General features: G+C 69.9%; 13 protein-coding genes. 1 reads left to right on the top strand and 12 read right to left on the bottom strand.

Annotated elements, in window-relative coordinates:
- Positions 1–5 precede the first annotated feature (5 nt).
- From uidA to MRBLMI12_RS11760, 4 genes are all read right to left on the bottom strand, one after another.
- Positions 6–1,799, bottom strand: a complete 1,794-nt coding sequence (uidA, locus tag MRBLMI12_RS11775; RefSeq protein WP_363356660.1) for a beta-glucuronidase — start codon at positions 1,797–1,799, stop codon at positions 6–8.
- A gap of 78 nt (positions 1,800–1,877) precedes the next feature.
- On the bottom strand, positions 1,878–2,705 hold the full coding sequence (locus MRBLMI12_RS11770) for an SDR family NAD(P)-dependent oxidoreductase (protein WP_363356659.1): 828 nt from the start codon (positions 2,703–2,705) through the stop codon (positions 1,878–1,880).
- Positions 2,706–2,728: 23 nt separating this feature from the next.
- Positions 2,729–4,126: an MFS transporter gene (locus MRBLMI12_RS11765; protein ID WP_363356658.1), complete on the bottom strand. Its 1,398-nt coding sequence runs from the start codon at positions 4,124–4,126 to the stop codon at positions 2,729–2,731.
- 28 nt (positions 4,127–4,154) lie between these two features.
- Entirely contained in the window at positions 4,155–5,387 is a 1,233-nt protein-coding gene (locus MRBLMI12_RS11760; RefSeq protein WP_363356657.1) for a family 1 glycosylhydrolase, read from the bottom strand.
- A 97-nt stretch (positions 5,388–5,484) separates the two neighbouring features.
- On the opposite strand from MRBLMI12_RS11760, the gene MRBLMI12_RS11755 reads away from it, so the two are divergent.
- Positions 5,485–6,108: a TetR/AcrR family transcriptional regulator gene (locus MRBLMI12_RS11755; RefSeq protein ID WP_363356656.1), complete on the top strand. Its 624-nt coding sequence runs from the start codon at positions 5,485–5,487 to the stop codon at positions 6,106–6,108.
- Here the strand turns inward: MRBLMI12_RS11755 and MRBLMI12_RS11750 are convergent.
- The 8 genes from MRBLMI12_RS11750 to MRBLMI12_RS11715 form a co-directional block, all read right to left on the bottom strand.
- Positions 6,097–7,551, bottom strand: coding sequence for a glycoside hydrolase family 43 protein (locus MRBLMI12_RS11750; protein WP_363356655.1), 1,455 nt, complete (start codon positions 7,549–7,551; stop codon positions 6,097–6,099). The two genes, MRBLMI12_RS11755 and MRBLMI12_RS11750, sit on opposite strands and share 12 nt — an antisense overlap.
- 1 nt (position 7,552) lies before the next feature.
- Positions 7,553–8,392, bottom strand: a complete 840-nt coding sequence (locus tag MRBLMI12_RS11745; RefSeq protein ID WP_363356654.1) for an ATP-binding cassette domain-containing protein — start codon at positions 8,390–8,392, stop codon at positions 7,553–7,555.
- The gene (locus MRBLMI12_RS11740) at positions 8,389–10,176 is read right to left on the bottom strand and encodes a dipeptide/oligopeptide/nickel ABC transporter permease/ATP-binding protein (RefSeq protein WP_363356653.1); all 1,788 of its coding nucleotides are present in this window, start codon (positions 10,174–10,176) and stop codon (positions 8,389–8,391) included. The genes MRBLMI12_RS11745 and MRBLMI12_RS11740 overlap by 4 nt, the downstream gene beginning before the upstream one ends.
- Positions 10,177–10,205: 29 nt before the next feature.
- Positions 10,206–11,147 (bottom strand): ABC transporter permease, encoded by a 942-nt coding sequence (locus MRBLMI12_RS11735; protein WP_363356652.1) that lies wholly within the window; start codon positions 11,145–11,147, stop codon positions 10,206–10,208.
- A gap of 58 nt (positions 11,148–11,205) precedes the next feature.
- Positions 11,206–12,768, bottom strand: coding sequence for an ABC transporter substrate-binding protein (locus MRBLMI12_RS11730; RefSeq protein ID WP_363356651.1), 1,563 nt, complete (start codon positions 12,766–12,768; stop codon positions 11,206–11,208).
- Positions 12,769–12,929: 161 nt separating this feature from the next.
- Entirely contained in the window at positions 12,930–14,279 is a 1,350-nt protein-coding gene (locus MRBLMI12_RS11725) for a mannitol dehydrogenase family protein (protein ID WP_363356650.1), read from the bottom strand.
- Complete coding sequence (gene uxaC, locus MRBLMI12_RS11720; protein ID WP_363356649.1) at positions 14,276–15,709, bottom strand: glucuronate isomerase; 1,434 nt, start codon at positions 15,707–15,709, stop codon at positions 14,276–14,278. Before uxaC ends, MRBLMI12_RS11725 begins: the two co-directional genes overlap by 4 nt.
- Positions 15,706–18,354, bottom strand: a complete 2,649-nt coding sequence (locus tag MRBLMI12_RS11715; RefSeq protein WP_363356648.1) for a family 78 glycoside hydrolase catalytic domain — start codon at positions 18,352–18,354, stop codon at positions 15,706–15,708. Before MRBLMI12_RS11715 ends, uxaC begins: the two co-directional genes overlap by 4 nt.
- Positions 18,355–18,432 lie beyond the last annotated feature (78 nt).

The raw sequence follows: 18,432 nt of genomic DNA, 5'->3' as shown, positions 1-18,432 counted from the left end.
AGGGGTCAGGCGTCGGGGCCGGGCTTGCGGCCGTCGAGACCGCGCCAGCGACGGCGCAGCGCGAAGGCGGCTGACTTGGGCTTGCGATCGCGGGTGAAGACGCCCTTCTTGTTGCCGTCGACGCGGTGGATGCCGTTCGAGGTGGCGAAGTCGGCGAAGTTCCACACCTGCTCCCCCACGAACTGGGGGAAGCGATCGAACACGCGGTGGTACATCTCGAGCAGGTCCGACTGGTACTCCTCGGTCCACGCCTGATCCCACACCGAGTGCAGGCCGGGCTGCGTGTCGGCACCGTATTCGGTCATCATGATCGGCTTGCCGGTGCGCTCGACCCAGCCCTGGATGTCGCCCTGCAGGTACATCTCGGCGGTCTTCAGATCGCCCGTCGCGATGTACCAGCCGTAGTAGCGGTTCATGCTGACGACGTCGAAGAGGTCGACGATCTGGTCGTTCTTGAAGGTCGCGAACATCACCAGCGAATAGGTGATCGGGCGCGTCGGGTCGAGCTCGCGGGCGAGGGTCACGAGCGGCTCGAAGTACTCGCGGGCACCGTCCTCGTTCGAGGCCGGCTCGTTCGCGATGCACCACATCACGACGGAGGGGTGGTTCTTGTCGCGCCCGATGAGCTCGCGCAGGTGCTGGGCGTGCGCGGCGTGCGTGGCGGCGCCCGCGTACCGCTCCGAGAACGTGGGGAACGGCGGCGTGCCCGTCATCCCTCCAACGACGCCCATGTTGAGGCCGACCGCGGCCGTCTCGTCGATGACCACCACGCCGTGGCGGTCGGCGAAGTCGAGCACCTCTTCGGCGTAGGGATAGTGCGAGGTGCGGAACGAGTTCGCGCCCGACCACTCCATGAGCTGGAAGTCGTGCACCATGTAGGCGTCGTCGTGGCCCTTGCCGCGGATGGCCGCGTCCTCGTGCTTGCCGAAGCCGGTGAAGTAGAACGGCTCGCCGTTGATGAGGAACTCGTGTCCGCGCACCTCGACGGTGCGGATGCCGACGGCGACCGGGTACGAGTCGAGCACCTCGTCGCCGCGCACGGCCTCGACCGTGAGCTGGTACAGGTACGCCGCGCCCGGCTTCCACAGCACGACGTCGGCCACCGACAGCGTGCCCGCGGCACCGGTGCCCTCGGCGACGACCGCCCCCGCGGCATCCGCCAGCCGCACGCGGACGTCGGCGTCGCCGACGACGTCGACGCGGTAGTCCACCTGGCCCGTCGCGCCTTCGAAGCCGGTCACCACGGTGACGTCGTCGATGCGTGTGGCCGGCACCGAGTAGAGCCAGACGGAGCGTGCCAGGCCGGCGTAGTTGTAGAAGTCGTGGAAGTACGTCTGCGTCCGCTTGCCCGTCATGCCGACCTCGATCTTGCCGGGCGGGATGGTCTCGTTCGTGAGCTCGCCGCTGACGGCGACGGTCAGGCGGAAGGCGCCACCGGCCTGCACGCGGTCGGTGATGTCGACGTCGAACGGCGTGTAGCCGCCGACGTGCTCGCCGACCAGCTCGTCGTCCACGTAGACGCGCGCCGCATGGGTGGCGGCGTCGAAGCGGAGCAGGATGCGCTCGCCGGCCCAGCCGCGAGGAACGCGAACCTCGCGCTGGTAGTACACCCAGCCGACGTGATCGCGGATCTCGGCGTCGGTGAACAGGTCGTTGTAGCTGGCCGGCACGGCAGCCTCGAGCGGGCTCGTCAGCGGCGATGTCCACGGCTGCTCGCCGAGCCGCGTGTCGATCCCGAACCGCCAGACGCCGTCGAGGTTGACGAGTTCGCGGGTGGGGGTGGGCGTGGGCTTCAGCATCGATGGGCCTTCCTGCGCTGCGCTGCGGTGTACGGGTCTAGTAGATCAGGTTTGAGAAAGTAAGGCAACCGGTTGCCATCAGATGGTCTCGCCGGCGTCTGCCAGGAGCGTGCTTCCCGTCATCACCATCGAGAGGTCGCTCGCGCAGAACAGCACCACGCGCGCGATGTCGTCGGGCGTTCCGGTGCGGCCGATGAGGCTCTGCGACATCGCCGACGGCATGTTCGAGGGGTCGACGCCGGCTGCGGCCATCTGCTCCACCGCGGCGGCCGCCATCGCGATGTTGCCCTCGGTCGGCACGTAGCTCGGGGCGACTCCCAGAACGCGGATGCCGCGGGGCGCCAGCTCCAGCGCCAGCTGCTTGGTGAGCCCGCGCGCGGCGTGCTTCGACGCGACGTACGCCGACAGCCCCGGGGCGATGCCGCGGAAGCCCGCCGTGGAGACGACGTTGACGATGACGCCGCCCTCCGGCATGCGGTTCACCGCCTCACGCGCCCCGTTGCGCACGCCGCGGGTGTTGACGGCGAAGACCTTCTCCCAGGTCTCGTCCGGCATCTCGACGAGGGGCTGGCTCGGGAAGATCCCGGCGTTGTTGACCCAGACGTCCAGGCCACCGAGGGCCTCGACGGCGGATCGAGCGCCGGAGGCGACGGATGCCGCATCCGCGACGTCCATGCGGACGCCGACCGCTGCGCCGCCGAAGCGATCGGCGATGTCGCGGGCGGCCACGGCCGCATGTCCTTCGTCGAGGTCGGCGATCGCGACGGAAGCGCCCGCCTCGGCGAGGCGCAGCGCGATCGCCTTGCCGAGACCCTGCGCGCCGCCCGTGACGAGGGCGCGGCGTCCCGCGAGCGAGAGGAGGTCGGAGAGCGGTGCGGACGAGACGTCGGCGAAGGGATAGGCCATGCGGTTTCCTGTCGGTTGGCGGGTCAGCGGATGCCGCGGACCCTGAGGGTGATGATGGATCCGCCGACGACGGCGAGCGCGGCGGCGGTGAGGTACAGCGCGGTGAAGTTCTGCCCGCCCGACCCGATCGCCAGCACAGCGGGCGCGGCGAGCGGCGCCACGACTCCGGGGATCTTCTGGGCGAACATCGTGATCGCCATGTAGCGGCCGGCCTGCGTCTCGCGCTCGGGCAGCACGTCGAGGACGAGTGCCTGGCCGACGGCCGAGAACGTGGCGATGCCCAGGGACGAGAGCAGCGTGCCGGCGATGACCAGCGGCAGCCCGTAGGCGAAGGCCGAGACGGCGCACCCGGCCGCGAACAGGAGTGCGCCGATGAGGATCAGCGGCTTGCGTCGCCTCAGCCGGTCGCTCAGCCATCCGCCGCCGATCGCACCGAGCGTGGCCGACACGATGCTGAGGCTGGAGGTCAGCGCCAGCACGCCGGCGACATCGGCCACCGGCAGTGCGAGGCGCTGCGCGACGAAGAACACCGAGAAGCTCGTGGTGAGGGTGAGCCCGAGGAAGAAGACGAAGCGCCCGAGCCAGTTCCAGGCGAAATCGGGCACCTCCCGCGGGCGGAACCCATAGCTGCGCAGGACTCCGCCCAGCGTGAGGCGGCTCTCCGGCAGCATCCCACGGCTGTCGGGCTCTCGGGCGAACACCACGAACAAGCCGATGAAGAGCGTGGCGATCGCGGCGGGAACCGCGAAGACCAGCAGGATGTCGTCGCGCAGCGGGCCGACGAGGACGATGCCGACGACCGGTGAGATCTGCATCATGAGACCGGTCAGCCCCGAGACGCTGCCGCGCTGGTCTGCCGGCAGGCGGTCGGCCTGCCAGTTGCCCACGGAGCCGGCCGCGGTCCCCCAGCCGACTGTCGACAGCACCCAGCCGGCGCCGAGCCAGACGAGGTCGGGTGCGAGAGCCATGACGGGGATCGAGGCGATGCCGAAGACGAGTCCGAGGATGGTGAAGGGCCGTCGGCGACCCCAGCGCGTGCGCGTCCGATCGCTCAGGATGCCGGTCAGCGGGGCGACGACCAGGGTCGCTGCCGACCCGATCCCCAGGATGTAGCCCAGGATGTCGGTGCGTCCGGGCGCAAGCTGATCGAGGCGGACGGCGAGCGAGTACGCCATGGGCACGACCATGGCCATCCCGCCGCCGAAGGTGGCCGCGACCAGCAGCACGAGCTGCCATCGCGGGACGCGCGGCAGGTCCGCGGCATCCGCTTCCGACCGCTCGCCGGGCCCCGCCGGGGGCTGCGGAAGAGCGACGTTCCCGGTGGGAACGCGCTCCTCCGCCGCCTCCAGCGCGTCGTGCGCGGAGACCGGCCGGACGCCGTCTGCGGGCGGGGGCCCGCTGCCGGCGGCATCGACAGCCACACTGGCTCCTTTCGTCCCCGAAGTCGGCTCAGGCCAGACCGTTGCGGCGCGCGACCTCGCCCAGCCAGCCGAGGCTCGGCTTCGGCGTCCGGACGAAGGTCTCGCGGTCGACGGCGATGAGTCCGAACGTCGGGCCCCAGTGACCCCACTCGTAGTTGTCGAGCAGGCTCCAGTGCAGGTAGCCGCGCACGTCGATGCCGTCGGCCATCGCCGCCTGCAGGCCTCGGAGCGCCGCATCCGTGTAGCGGATGCGCTGGGTGTCGTCGGCGGTCGCGATGCCGTTCTCGGTGATCACGATGGGCACGCCCTCCGAGACGGTCCACGCGTGACGGACGGCCATGGCGAGTGAGTCCGGGCGGTACGCGGTGCCGACCAGGGTGTTGTCGGGGTTCTGCGGGTGCGGCACGAGGCCGTTCGCGTCGACCTCCTGGCTCGAGTACGCCTGCACGCCGACGAAGTCGTCGCCGCGAGCACCCTCCCAGTAGAGGTCCTCCTTGCCGTAGCGGATCTCCTCGAGCTTCTTCTCGCCGCCCGGAGCCGCCGTGAGTGCGCCGGCCGCGATGGTCCAGCCCACCTTGGCGCCGGTCCTGGCGCGGACGATCTCGCGAGCCGCATGGTGGATGTCGACGAAGCTCCGGCCGATCTCGGGGTCGGCGTAGGTCAGGAACTCGCTGTGCGAGGTCTCCTTGCGTTCGGGGTCGCCCGCACCGTCGCTCTCGATCGTGGGGCTCTGCCACTGGCCGTCACCGGCCTGCTGCATGCGGCGCATCGCGGTCATGATCGCCGCCTGCATGTTCGGCTCGTTCATGGTCACGACCCACTCGACGCCGTCGAGGATCGTCGTCGCCTCGGTCGTGAACCGCTGGAAGCGCTCGGAGGCATCGGGTGCCGCCCACCCGCCGGCGGCGGCGAACCACTGCGGCGTGGTGAAGTGCTGCAGCGTCACGACGGGTGTGACGCCGCGATCGAAGCACGCCTCGATCACGCGGCGGTAGTGCGCGAGCTCTGCGCGGGAGAAGCGCCCCGGCAACGGCTCGATGCGGGACCACTCCAGGCTGAATCGATACGAGGTGAGGCCCGCGTCGGCCAGCAGGTCGATGTCTTCGCGGTAGCGGTGGTAGCTGTCGCAGGCGTCGCCCGAGGGCTCCATGCCTGGCATCTGCTGCTCGCGCGCCCACCAGTCGCTGTTGACGTTGTTGCCCTCGATCTGGTGTCCCGCGGTCGCCGCGCCCCAGAGAAAGCCGTCCGGGAAGTTCGTCATCGCACATCCTTGTCTCGCTCGAATGAACCGTCAACCGGTTGCCAGACCCCAGGCTAACATAGAATTCGAAAGGTCTCACTAAATTGAGGGGGCGCCGATGGCGCAGTACGCGAAGACCGCCGAAGTCCGCCGCGGCATCATCGCCGCGTGCCTGTCGGCATTCGGCGACTCCGGATTCCACGGCGCGTCGATGGCCGAGATCGCCCGTCGGGCGGGCATCAGCCACACCGGTCTGCTGCATCACTTCCCCCGCAAGGAGGACCTGCTGACGGCGGTGCTCGACCTGCAGGACGAGCGCAGCGCGGCGTACCTGCGCACCCACTCCGCGCTCGCACCGGATGCCGATCCCCTCGACATGCTGCGAGGGATGGCCGAGACGCTGGTCGATCGCGACCGCCACGTCGGCCTCGTCGAACTCGGCGCCGTGCTCACCGGCGAGGCCACGGCACCCGGGCATCCCGCGCACGGGTATTTCGCCCAGCGCTACCGGAACGTCCGCGGGTTCATGACCCGGCTGTTCGACAGGCTGCACGAGGAAGGGCGGCTGTCCTCGCCCCTGCCCCCGGCATCCCTTGCCGCCATCACCATCGCGGTGATGGACGGCCTCCACACCCAGTGGCTGTTCGATCGCGAGGCGGTCGACGTCGAAGAGACGGTGCAGTCCTTCCTCGCGACGCTGGCGCCGGAACTCGCGAAGGACCTGCCGCCGTCAGGCTCGTGAAGAGAGCCCCCGGTACGCGAACCTGGTCACAACGACGTCATCGCGGGTCGCCTCGACGCCCACGACGCGACCGGTGAAACCGCCCGCCACCTCGGTGGCGAGATAGCGTCCGTCCACGCGCGCGAGTTCGACGAACTCGTCGATCGCGTAGCCGAGCCTGACGAGATCCGGGCCCCGCCGCGCCCCGCGCTCGGCTTCGAACTCCTCTGCGCGGATCTCGAGCGAGTAGGTGGAGCGGGGCGCATCGGCGCGGGCGAGGACTCCGTCGAGCGGGCCGATCACGCCGCGCACGACCAGCTCGTCCCCGATGCGCTCGATGCTCACACGATGCGCATCATCGATCCGGACGGACAGCGCGAAGTCGCCGAGCGCATCGGCTTGGGCCGACCATGTCTGATCGCGGACGCGCGTGACCAGCGGACGGGCTTCTCCCGACGCGCCGCGGCTCAGCGTCACCCCGCCCTCACCAGGCACGGCGAACGACGCGGGCATGACCCCGGGTGCGACCCACCGCGCGTCCAGCTCGGCGCCCCCGAAGCCGTCCTCGAAGGCCGTGTCGGGCGCGGCGACGTCGAAGCGGCTCTCCTCGACGACGGGCCAGTCATCCACCCAGTCGATGCCCGCGAGGAAGGTCTCTCGGCCGTTCGTGTGCCAACGGGGGAACGTGCCTCTGGGCCTGGTCCCCAGGAACACCATCGCCCAGGTGCCGTCGGCGAGCTCCACCAGGTCCGCGTGCCCCGTCGACTGGACGTCGGCGCTCGTGCTGCGATGCGTCAGGACCGGGTTCGTGGGCGAGGACTCGAACGGACCCTCGGGCTGTCGCGAGCGCGCGACGGTCACCATGTGACCGGGGCCCGTGCCGCCTTCCGCCACGATCAGGTACCACCAGTCTCCGCGGCGCACCAGGTGCGGCCCTTCCGCGTGGGCCCCTCCCGTGCCGGCCCACACCGTCTGGGGCTCCGACAGCACGGCGCCGCTGGCGGGATCGACTATCGCCTGGGAGATGCCGGGACGGATGACGTCGCTCCAGGTGATCCGGCACACTCCGTCGTCATCCCACGAGAGGTCGGGATCGATCCCGAGGAGGCCCCCGGTGTAGACGGGCTCGCTCCACGGACCCGCGGGGTCGTCGGCGTGGACGATGAGCTGTCCTCGGCCGATGTCATGGATGTTCGTCGTCGTCAACCAGAAACGTCCGCCGTGGTGACGCAATGTCGGTGCATAGATCCCGCCGCTCGCCCCGGCGAGCCCGGTGCGCACGTTCAGCTGCGACGGACGATCGAGGACGTTCCCCAGCTGCGTCCACTCGACGAGGTCGCGCGAGCGGAAGATCGGCACACCGGGGAAGTACTCGAAAGAAGATGTGGCGAGGTAGTACTCGTCGCCGACACGGCAGATCGAGGGGTCGGGGTGGAATCCGTGAAGGATGGGGAGCTGCGTCATGTCAGGCTGTCACTACTCTCTCTGCCGTCACCAGTTTGCGACGTTCCTCACGCCGCTGCTGCTGAACCACCGGATCGGCGACGGGTGATGCCAGAAGCAGCCGTCGCGTGTAGTCGTGCTCGGGGTCCGACGTCACGAGGGCCGCCGGCCCGGTCTCGACGAGGTCTCCGCGGTACAGCACCGCCACGCGGTGGCTGATGTGGCGGACGACCGTCAGGTCGTGCGAGATGAAGAGGTAGGCGACGCCGGTCGCGCGCTGGATGTCGATGAACAGCTCGAGCACCCGCTCCTGCGTCGACAGATCCAGGGCGCTGACGGGCTCGTCGCAGACGATGAGCTTCGGCTTCGGCGCGAGGGCGCGCGCGATCGCGACACGCTGGCGCTGACCACCGGAGAACTCGCGCGGGAGTCGCTCTGCGGCGTCCGCCGGAAGTCCCACCTGGTCCAGGAGCGTCCGCACCCGTGCCCGCGCATCTTTCGGCGTCGCGCCCTGCACGACGAGCGGCTCGGCGAGGATGTCGCCGACGGTGAGCGAGGGATTGAGGGAGGTGTACGGATCCTGGAACACCACCTGGATGTCTCTGGCCAGGCGCCGCCGCTCCCGTGTCCCCACTGTGGTGATGTCCTCGCCGTCGAAGACGATCCTGCCGCCCGAGGGCTTGACGAGCCCCAGCACCGCGCGACCGATCGTGGTCTTGCCCGAGCCGGACTCCCCCACCAGGCCGAGAGTCTCCCCCTCGTTCACGTCGAGCGAGACGCCGTGCAGGATCTCCACGGGCTTCGCCCTCCAGCCGCGGCCGGGGAAGCCGACGCGCAGGTCATCGATCTCGAGGAGGCTCACCGCAGGATCCCTTCCGCCGGCGCAGCTGCGGGCTCATCGGCGCGGACCGATCCGTCATCGAGGATCGCGCCGAGCAGCATCCTCGTGTAGTCGTCCTGCGGATTCTGGAAGATCTCGAGCGCGGATCCCGCCTCGACGACAGCCCCCTTCTGCATGACGACGATGCGGTCGCAGAGGTCCGCCACGACGCCGAAGTTGTGGGTGACGAGAAGTATCGCCATGTCGAGCTCGGACTGCAGATCGCGCAGCAGGTCGAGGATCTCGGCCTGCACGGTGACGTCCAGCGCCGTGGTCGGCTCATCCGCGATCAGGAGCTGCGGGCGACTGGCGACGGCGCCTGCGATCAGCACGCGCTGGGCCATGCCACCGGAGATCTGGTGCGGATACGAGTCGAACGTGCGCTCGGGATCCGCGATGCCGCACCGCTCGAGCAGAGCGAGAACGCGCGACTTCGCCTCGCGCTTCGAGACCCCGAGCGCGGAGCGCACACCCTCGACCAGCTGCGATCCCACGCGATACGAGGGGTCCAGGTTCGACATCGGCTCCTGGGGGATGTACGCGATCGCCTTGCCGCGCAGTGGCCGCATCTGGGCGTCGGTCAGGCCCACCAGCTCCTGGCCGTCGAACAGGATCGAGCCGCGGGTGATCACCGCCTCCGCCGGGAGCACGCCGAGCGTGGCGAAGGCGGTCTGCGTCTTGCCCGATCCGGACTCACCGACGACGCCGACGACCTGGCCGCGCGCGACCGACAGGGACACCCCGCGGACCACCTCGCGCGGCCGGCCGCTCGGACCGCGGTAGGCGATGCCGAGATCGGTGATCTCGAGCAGCGCACCGGACCGCCGCGGCCGGACGTCGTCGCCGGAGGCCACGCGCTGGCCGGAGCCCACCTTGACCGGTGTCGGCTTGGAGCCCTCGAGGGTGTCGCGCAGCGCGTTGCCGAGGAGCACCAGGGACGCGGTGATGACGCCGAGCAGCAGGCTGGGCCAGAGGAACTGCGTCGGAGCGATGTAGAGGTTGCGGAAGCCGGAGGAGATCATCGAGCCGAAGCTCGGGATCTGCAGCGAGCCGACGCCGAGGAAGGCGAGGCCGGACTGCACGGCGATGGCGGAACCGGCCATGAACGCGGCGGCGATGATGATCGGACCGCGGACGACGAAGAGCACATGGCGGCTCAGGATGCGCAGGTTGCCGAGGCCCGAGACCCGCGCGGCATCCACATACAGCTCGTTCTTGACGCCGACGACGAGGTTGCGGACGATGCGGTAGATGCCCGGCGAGAGCAGCACGCCGAAGATCAGCATGGTGAACCGGTAGTCGCCTCCGGTCACCGGCATGAGGATGATCAGCAGTAGGATGCCGGGGAAGGTCATGATGAGGCTGAACAGCCACTCCGTCGACGCCCGGGTGACCGCGCCGAAGTACCCGCCGACGAGGCCCGCGATCACACCGACCGTGAGCGCCACGCCCGCACCGATGAGGGCCGAGATCGCGGCCGTGTTGATGGAGTGCAGGAGTCGCGTCCAGATGTCGCGGCCGGATTCGTCGGCGCCCAGCGGATAGCCGGGCGTGCCGACCGGCGCATTGACCATCGAGAGATCGGCGTCGTTCGGCCCCTGCTGCGTCAGCACCGGGGTGAGGACCCCCATCAAGAAGATGAGCAGCAGGATGCTGGCCGTGATCACGAACTGCGGATCTTTCAGCAGGCGCTTCCACATCGGCGTCCGCGAGGCGGTCACCGCATCCTCGATGGCGACGATGAGCTCTGTGCTCGGCGTCGTCATCGCCTCCATCATGGGTCCACGGTCGTCGCTCAATGGACTCTCGCTTTCGGGTTCAGCCAGCCGTTGGCCAGGTCGGTGAGGAGATTGACCACCGTGACGAGCAGCACGCCGAAGGCGGTGATGCCCAGGATCACGGGGATGTCGCCCTGCAGGGACGCGTTGAACGCGAAGCTTCCGTAGCCGGGCAGCGCGAAGACGTTCTCGATGATGAGCGCACCGCCGAACATGGCGATGAACTCGAGCGACATGACCGTCAGCGCCGGGCTCGCGGCGTTCCGCAGGGCATGGCGCAGCACGATCGAGGTCGTCGAGGCTCCCCGGGTGCGGAGCGTGCGGACGTAGTCGCGGCGGAGCTCGTCGATCATGCGGCCGCGCACCTGGGCCGCCATGTTGGCGACGCCGCCGATCACGAGCACGATCACCGGGATCGTGATGCTCCGCGCCCACGCCGCCGGATCCTCGCCGGGAGGCGTGTAGCCGGTGGCCGGCAGCCACTTCAGCTGGACGGCGAAGATGACGACGAGCCCGATCGCGAGGAGGAGACCCGGCACGATGTAGCCCACCAGGGAGATCCCCTGCGACAGGCGGTCGGCGACGCCACCGCGGGAGGCCGCCCAGACGCCGAGGACCGTCGAGATGATGACCGTCAGGATCAGCGCCGGGATGATCACCGATAGGGTGACCGCCAGTCGCTGCAGCACGGTGGGTCCGACGGGGAGGGAGGTGTACACCGACGTCCCCAAGTCACCGCGGACCGCGGCGCCGAGCCAGTCGAAGTACTGCACCAGCACCGGCCGGTCCCAGCCCTTTGCCTCCATCAGCGCCGCCGTCGCCTCCGGCGTGGCCGATTGGCCGAGGATCGTCTTCGCGACGTCCTCGAACGAGGTGCTGAGCAGCAGGAAGGTGATGAAGGTCACCAGCAGGATCAGGATCAGCCCCGCGCCGAGCCGGCGCAGTGTGTAGGAGATCATCGTCGTTCCCTGGGGTTGGCTCCGGGGATGCGAGCACGGCCCGCATCCCCGGATGGTCTTACTCGCTGACGCCGAACAGTCGCACCGTCGGTACCGAGCTGCGGCCGTCGTCGACCATCACGATCCCGTCGCGGCTCGCCCACGTGCCGCCGACGAAGACGATCGGCACTTCGAACGCCTGCTCGACGGCGTAGGTGTTGAGTTCCTGGTACGCCGGCAGCGCCGATTCGAAGTCGACGGTCGAGTTGATCGTGCCGAAGAGCTCGTCGATGGTCTCGTCCGTGTACCCGCGGGGATTGGCGTAGCCGCTGGTGCTGTAGTGCGAGGCGGCATCGGCCTGATCCGAGTTGAAGCCCGTGATCTGGAAGCTGAGCGGGTAGTCGCCCGAGAGGTGCGCCGACTGCGCCTGCTGCGGCGGCACGGGCACCCACTCCAGAGTGAGCCCGACGTCCGCGAACGCCTGCGTGAGGGTCGGCTCGAGGGATGTCGACAGGAAGGTGCTCGGGATCTGGAAGGTCTCGCCGGCATAGCCCGCCTCCTCGACGAGCTCCTTGCCCTTATCGGGGTCGTAGTCGTACGTCTCGTTGAGGGACTCGTCGTAGACCTGGCCGTAAGGGCTGAAGATCTGCTCCGTCACCATGCCCACGCCGCTGAAGATGCCCTTCAGGACGCCCTCGCGATCGATCGCGTAGTTCAGCGCCTGGCGCACACGCTCATCGCCGAGGGCCGGCCACTTCTCGCCGCCGCGGTCCAGGATGTCGAGGTACGCGACGGCCTGCGCGTCGATCGGCTGCACGGCGTACTCGTCGCCGAGCTGACCGAGCAGCTGCGTCTGCACGGTGGCGGCGTTGATCTCGCCGGCCTGGAGTGCGTTGAACGACGCCGTCGGGTCCTGGAGCACACGGACGGTGAAGGTCTTGAACGGGATCGCGTCGGCGTTCCAGTAGTCGTCGCGCTTGGTGAGCACGTACGTGCTGCCGGGCACGGTCTTCGCGACGTCGAGCGTGAACGGGCCCGAGCCGACCGGGTCGGTGGCGGTGCGCTCGTCGTCGAGGGTCGCGGGGTCGCCGATGGCGCCGGCGCCTCCGGTCAGGTTGGAGAGGAACTGCGGATCGAACGAGTCGAACGTCACCTTCACCGTCAGTTCGTCCTCCGCGGTCACATCGGAGACCGAGCCGTACTTCACCTGCACGACTCCGGGGGTCTCCTTGTTCCGCAGCATGGTGGCGACGACGGCGTCGGCGTCCACCGGGTCACCGGTGCTGAACGTCATGCCCTCGCGGAGCGTGAGCGTGAGCTCGGTGCCGTCCTCGTTGTACTCCCAGCTCTCGGCGGCGTTGGGGATGAGCTCGCCCGTCTTGTTCTCCTTGGCGAGGAGGGTGTCGAGGATGGACGACCACACGAACTGCTGCTGTCCGTCCACGAGCTGCGCCGGGTCGAGTGAGTTCGGCCCCGACACGGCCGCGATGGCGAGATCCTTCTCGGCGACGGGGCCCGCAGAGCCGGACGGCGCCGCTTCCGGCGAACCGCTGCAGGCGGAGAGCGCGAGTGCGGCGGCGAGCGCTGCGGCGCCCAACGCTGCGAACCTGATCGGCCGGCGGCCGGTACGGGGTATCGACATGATTCAGACTCCTTCGAATGAATTCTTCATGCAACCGCTTGTCACGAACGTCGTGACGGGACGCATACTTGGGGCTGTGGGCCAGTAAAGCAGCATCGGTCGATTCTGACAACCGATTGCCAGAATGTGACAAAGCCGTTATCTCAGTGGATCCCGCGCGTTCAGAGGAAGGCGGCCTGGATACCCGGCACCGACAGCGCCACCGACGTGGCGAAATCCTCGTCCGCGGCCAGGGACGCACTCACGCCCGCGATGAGGTCAGGTAGGCAGGCGACCCCGTCCGGCTGATCCAGCGAGACGAGCCACGCGGCGAGCGCGCCGGCGCATCCCTCCGCGGACCGCCCGGCGGCGCGTTCGAGTTCGGCGACGGGAACGATGCGCAGCCGGATCTTCGTCGCGGTGTCCGACGCGATCTGCGACAGCAGATGGGCGATGCGCGGGTTGGCGAAGCGCTCGAGGAGGGCATGACGATACAGCCCGATGTCGAGCTGCACGGGGAGGTTGCGCTCCGCATCGTCCCAGAACCGCTCGACGGCGGTCCGGCACACCGGATCGCCGATCGCCTCCGACACCAGGCTGTGGCCGCGAAGCGGGCCGAGGCATGCCAGGATCGTGTGCGCCCCGTTGAGCAGCCACAGCTTGCGCGCCTCCCACGGCTCGAGCTCGTCCGTGAAGCGCGCCCCGGCTGTCTCCCACGCCGGCCTGCCGGCGGGGAACGCGCCCGAGAGCACCCAGTCGCTGAACGGCTCCGCCACGACGGGTACGGCATCCCCGTACCGCTCGGACAGGCGCGACAGCTCGTCCGCCTCGATCCGCGGCGTGATCCGGTCGACCGAGCCGGAGACGAACGACACGTTCAGCCGGCACCATTCCGCCGTGCGGGGGACGGATGCCGCGAGCGCGAGAAGCGCCCGCGCCACATGCCCGCCGTTGTCGGGGATGTTGTCGCACGAGACCACGGCCAGCGGTCCCGCGCCGGCGCGCCGCCGCGCATCCAGCCCCGCGACGAGTCGGCCGAGCACCGTCTGGAGCCCGAACGCGGCTTCGGAGTCGCCGCCGGCCAGCTGCGCGAGAAGCCGGCGATCCGAACGGACCAGCGGGTCGCCTCCGTCGGGAAGCCCGTCCGCGCCGGTGCGATAGCCGGCCTCGGTGATCGAGAGCGTCACGACGGCGGTCGCCGGAGCCGCGATGTCGGCGAGGAGCGAGGCGACGTCGTCGCCCGGATGCGCCCGCACGATGCTCTCGACGACCTCGTGGCGATCGCCGTCGGCAGAGCGCTCGACGAGCGTGTAGACCCCGTCCTGCGCGGTCAGCGCCGCGGCGAGTCCGGCGCTGCGCCCGGTGTAGGCGGCGATGCCCCAGTCCTCGGCATCGGCGGCCCGGCCGGTGTACCAGGCGGTGTGCGACCGGCTGAAGGCGCCGAGGCCAAGATGCACGATGCGGACGGGTGGCGCCGGCCGCGACCTGCGGAGGACGGCGGCCGTCTCGAGGTCGGTCGATGGACCCGTCACAGCTTGAACACCCGCTTCGGCTGGGGCCCGACGATGTCGTCGATGACCGTGCCCGCTGTCGCTTCGGTGATGCGACCCTCGCGCACGAGACGCGCCAGGAACGCGGCATCCGCTCGTCGTGCGGTGTCATGACGGGCCGGGATCGACAGGAAGGCGCGGGTGTCGTCGATGAAGCCCGAGCCCCGTGAGAAGCCGGCGGACTCGGTGACCGCGGAGCGGAAGCGAGCCATGGCGTCGGGTGCATCCAGGAACCACCACGGAGCGCCGATGTAGACGCTCGGGTAGAAGCTGGCCATCGGGGCGATCTCTCGCGAGTACACGGTCTCGTCGACGGTGAACAGCACCAGGTGGAACGACTTCTCGAGCCCGAAGCGCTCGAGCAGCGGGCGCAGGCCACGCACGAAGTCGGTACGGCGAGGGAAGTCGTGGCCGGTGTCGGCGCCGAAACGCTCGAATGTGGGAGTGCTGTGGTTGCGGATCACGCCCGCGTGCACGGTCATGACGAGGCCGTCGTCGACGCTCATCCGCGCCATCTGGAGCAGCATGTGGCCGCGGAACGCCTGGCGCTCGCGCGCATCGGCACGACCCGACACGGCCAGCTGGAAGAGCTGCGCTGCCTCGTCGTCGGCCATGTCTACCGTGGCCGGGTCCTCGATGCCGTGGTCGGCCGACGTCGCGCCGTGGCGGATGAAGTGGGCCCGGCGTGCCTCGAGTGCGGCGAGGTAGCCGCGGAAGTCCGTCGCCTGCCCCTCGCTCGCGAGGAGACGGTCGACGTCGGCCGCGAAGGTGGCAGAGTCCGGGTCGAGATAGCGATCGGGCCGGAAGGTGGGCAGCACCCGGCCGGGAAGCCCGCTCGCCGCGATCTCGTCGTGGAACCGCAGGTCGTCGAGCGGGTCGTCGGTCGTCGCGAGCACCTCGATGCCGAAGCGCTCGAACAGGGCGCGCGGCCGGAACCCGGGCGCGTCGAGCTTCTCCTGGATGCGGTCGTACACGGCGTCGGCGGTCTCGGCGGAGAGCACGAGGTCGATGCCGAGGACGTTCCGCAGCTCTTCGTCGATCCAGTAGCCGGTCGCCGTGCCGGCGAACACGGCCTGGCGCGCGGCGAAGAGCCGCCATGCCGTGCGCGGGTCGATGCGGTGGCCGCCGACGCCGAGCTCGGCGAGATCGATGCCCGACGCGTGCAGCAGCCGCGTCACATAGTGGTCGTGGGTGACGAGCAGGGCCGTCGGATCGGAGAACGGGATGTCGCGGGCGATCCACTCGGCGGGCACATGGCCATGCGGCGAGACGATCGAGGCGGAGGCCACCCGCTCGTAGAGCGCCTGCGCGATGTCGCGGGTGCGCCGGTCGCCGGGCAGCAGCCGGCAGGGATCGCGAGGCTCGGGCGGGTTCCCGTCCAGGGCCGCGTCCAGAGGCGTGAGGGTGCTCATGCGAGGACGCCCGTCGTCGTGGTCGCCGTGATCCGGCCGGGAGTGAGCTCCCGCTCCGATCCGTCCGGCAGCACCAGCGTGCCGCGCGTACCGGCGGGCAGGTCGACGTCGACCTCGAACCGGCCGTCGTCATTGCGCCACGACACACTGATGAGGCCCTGCGGCGACTCGTGCGTGGTCTTCGCCCACGTGAGCGTGGGGTGCGGGGTCGGCTGCACGATCACGGACTCCCAGGCGATCGAGCCGGGAGCCTGACGAAGTCCCGCTACATGGGTGTGGAGGAATCGCACCACCGCGCCCTTGCTGTAGTGGTTGAGCGATTCATGGGCTCTGCCCTCGTCGTCGATGCCGTCCCAGTCCTCCCAGATCGTCGTCGCGCCCTTGTCGATCATGTTGAGCCAGGACGGCGAGGAGCGCTGCCGCAGCACGTCGTATGCGACATCCGCGTGCCCGCTCTCGACCAGCACCGGAAGCAGATCTCCGGTCGAGAGGAACCCCGTGCCGAGATGATCGCCCGCCTCGCGGATCAGCTCGACCAGGCGCGACGCCGCGGCGTCCCGCAGGTCATCGGGGATGAGCCCGAAGGACAGCGCCCGCACGTACGCGGCCTGGGTGTCGGCGACGGTGCGGCCGTCGCCGACGAGGAACTCGGTGCGCCACGCGTCGCGGACGCGCCCGGCGAGCTCGCCGTACGTGGCCGCGTCGGCGGAGCGCCCGAGGATCGCCGCCGTGCGCGTCAGCGTGTCCAGCGAACGGTAGAGGAACGCCGTGCCGACCTCGCCCTTGTCTGCCATGAACCACGCCTGCGGGTTGTCCTGCACGGGGTCGATGAGCGTGCCGTCGGCGCGCTTGCGCTTGGGCTCGATCCATTCGCCCCAGTGGAACGAGCCGTCCCAGAGGTAGCGCTCGTGCGGCTGCGGCTCGCTGGACCGCTGAACGCGGGACGGATGCCGTGAGCCCTCGGCGGTGGCGAGGGCCCAGTGCACCCACCGCACCATGGCGTCCCAGTTCTCCGACAGCACGCCTCGGTCGCCGTAGGCGGTGTACATCTCCCACGGCACGGCGGTGATGGCGTCGCCCCAGCCTGCGGAGCCCGTCATCATCGCGAACTGAGCGTCGGTGTGCAGCCTGACCCGCCTGCCGTCGGGCGAGAAGTTGGCGATCCGCCCGTCATCGAGCTGGTCGTCCCGGACCGAGCGGAGCCATTTGCGCGTGAAGCCGCTGACGTCGTACAGACGTGTCGCTGTGGGAGCGAAGATCTGGTAGTCGCCGGTCCAGCCGAGGCGCTCGCGGGTCGGGCAGTCGGTCGGGATGTCGACCGCGTTGCCCCGGAAGCTCCAGTCCGCGAGCGCATGGAGCCGCGTGAGGTCGGGATCGCTGCAGTCGAAGGATCCGGTGCGGGCGAGGTCGGTATGCACGATCTGCATCTCGATGCTCGCCGCATCGAATGCCGCATCCCGCGAGATCCGGACGTACTGGAAGCCGTGGATCGTGTGTCGCGGCTCGAACACCGAGCCGTCGCCCGCCGACACGGCCTCGTCGCGCTGGACGAACACCATCGTGGCGTCGGGACGGTGCGAGTCGAGGTGCGACGTCGAGAGGTCACCGGTGGCGTCGCGGAACTCGCCGTACTCGAGCACGGTCATCGTGCCGGCGGGACCGAGGTCGCGCAGGGTGATCCACCCCGACGCGTTCTGACCGAAGTCGGCCAGCCATACGCCGTCGCGCACCGGTGTCACCGATACCGCCGGACGGGACTCGATCACGCGGATCGGCGGGGCGGGCGACCACTCGATCGGCGGCGCGTCGACCTGGTCCACGAGCACCGGCAGCGCGGGTCCCGTCGCCGAGGTGAAGTCGGTCGTCTGGCCGTCCATGAGGTCCGCCCGCGTGATGACGGTGGGCGCGCTGGTCCACCCGCCGTCGGTGCGGATGACACGGCGGGAGCCGTCCTCGAGGTCGATGTGCAGCTCGGCGCGCGCGCCGAGCACGCTCCCCCACTCGGCGGGAGTCCGGAACGCGCCGACCTGCCCGCGGTACCAGCCGTCCGAGAGGACGATCTCGAGCCGGTTGGCTCCTGGCTCCAGGCCGGCCGTGACATCGGATGCCTGCGCGTAGAGCGTGCGGTCGTACGAGGTGGCACCCGGCGCGAGTTCGGCGGTCCCCGCACGCCGGCCGTTCACGAGCGCCTCGTACAGGCCGAGAGCCGTGGCATAGAGGCGGGCGGACACCACCCGTGCAGGAAGCTCGAACGCGACCGCGAGGGTGTGCGCCGGCCGACGGCCGTACCCGGGGTCGTCGCCCTCGACCGGACTGATCCACCGCGCCTGCCAGTCCTGGTCGAGCAGGCCCACCTCGAACTTTTGCCACGGGGACCAGTCCGACACGGTGCCGGACGACACCCCGCGCACGCGCCACGCGACCCGTTCGCGGCTTTTCGGGGCGCGCCAGGGCCACTCGACGTACCGGCTGCCGGCGACGCGGGCGACCGGCAGGCTCACGTCGTCGACCATCGCCTCCACTTCGAAGCCGTCTTCGTCACAAGCGCCGACGGGGTCTTTCCACGAGAGGCGCGGCGCGACGCCGGCGACCGGGAACTGGTCCCCGCCGCTGTCGATCGCAAGGTCGTAGGGCGCTGAAGTCATCGTCGTCTTTCGTGGGATGGCACGGTCGGCGCGCTGCGGGTATTGCATGGCAACCGATTGCACAGTACCTCGCGCCGC

Source organism: Microbacterium sp. LMI12-1-1.1 (assembly GCF_040676455.1).
GTDB lineage: Bacteria > Actinomycetota > Actinomycetes > Actinomycetales > Microbacteriaceae > Microbacterium.
This window is presented reverse-complemented; position numbering and strand designations above follow the sequence as displayed.

What these genes read in the sequence shown, in the direction of transcription:
- uidA (WP_363356660.1), bottom strand. Translation starts at nt 1,799, where the DNA reads ATGCTGAAGCCCACGCCCACCCCCACCCGCGAACTCGTCAACCTCGAC.
- MRBLMI12_RS11770 (WP_363356659.1), bottom strand. Translation starts at nt 2,705, where the DNA reads ATGGCCTATCCCTTCGCCGACGTCTCGTCCGCACCGCTCTCCGACCTC.
- MRBLMI12_RS11760 (WP_363356657.1), bottom strand. Translation starts at nt 5,387, where the DNA reads ATGACGAACTTCCCGGACGGCTTTCTCTGGGGCGCGGCGACCGCGGGA.
- MRBLMI12_RS11755 (WP_363356656.1), top strand. Translation starts at nt 5,485, where the DNA reads ATGGCGCAGTACGCGAAGACCGCCGAAGTCCGCCGCGGCATCATCGCC.
- MRBLMI12_RS11750 (WP_363356655.1), bottom strand. Translation starts at nt 7,551, where the DNA reads ATGACGCAGCTCCCCATCCTTCACGGATTCCACCCCGACCCCTCGATC.
- MRBLMI12_RS11740 (WP_363356653.1), bottom strand. Translation starts at nt 10,176, where the DNA reads ATGACGACGCCGAGCACAGAGCTCATCGTCGCCATCGAGGATGCGGTG.
- MRBLMI12_RS11735 (WP_363356652.1), bottom strand. Translation starts at nt 11,147, where the DNA reads ATGATCTCCTACACACTGCGCCGGCTCGGCGCGGGGCTGATCCTGATC.
- MRBLMI12_RS11730 (WP_363356651.1), bottom strand. Translation starts at nt 12,768, where the DNA reads ATGTCGATACCCCGTACCGGCCGCCGGCCGATCAGGTTCGCAGCGTTG.
- uxaC (WP_363356649.1), bottom strand. Translation starts at nt 15,709, where the DNA reads ATGAGCACCCTCACGCCTCTGGACGCGGCCCTGGACGGGAACCCGCCC.
- MRBLMI12_RS11715 (WP_363356648.1), bottom strand. Translation starts at nt 18,354, where the DNA reads ATGACTTCAGCGCCCTACGACCTTGCGATCGACAGCGGCGGGGACCAG.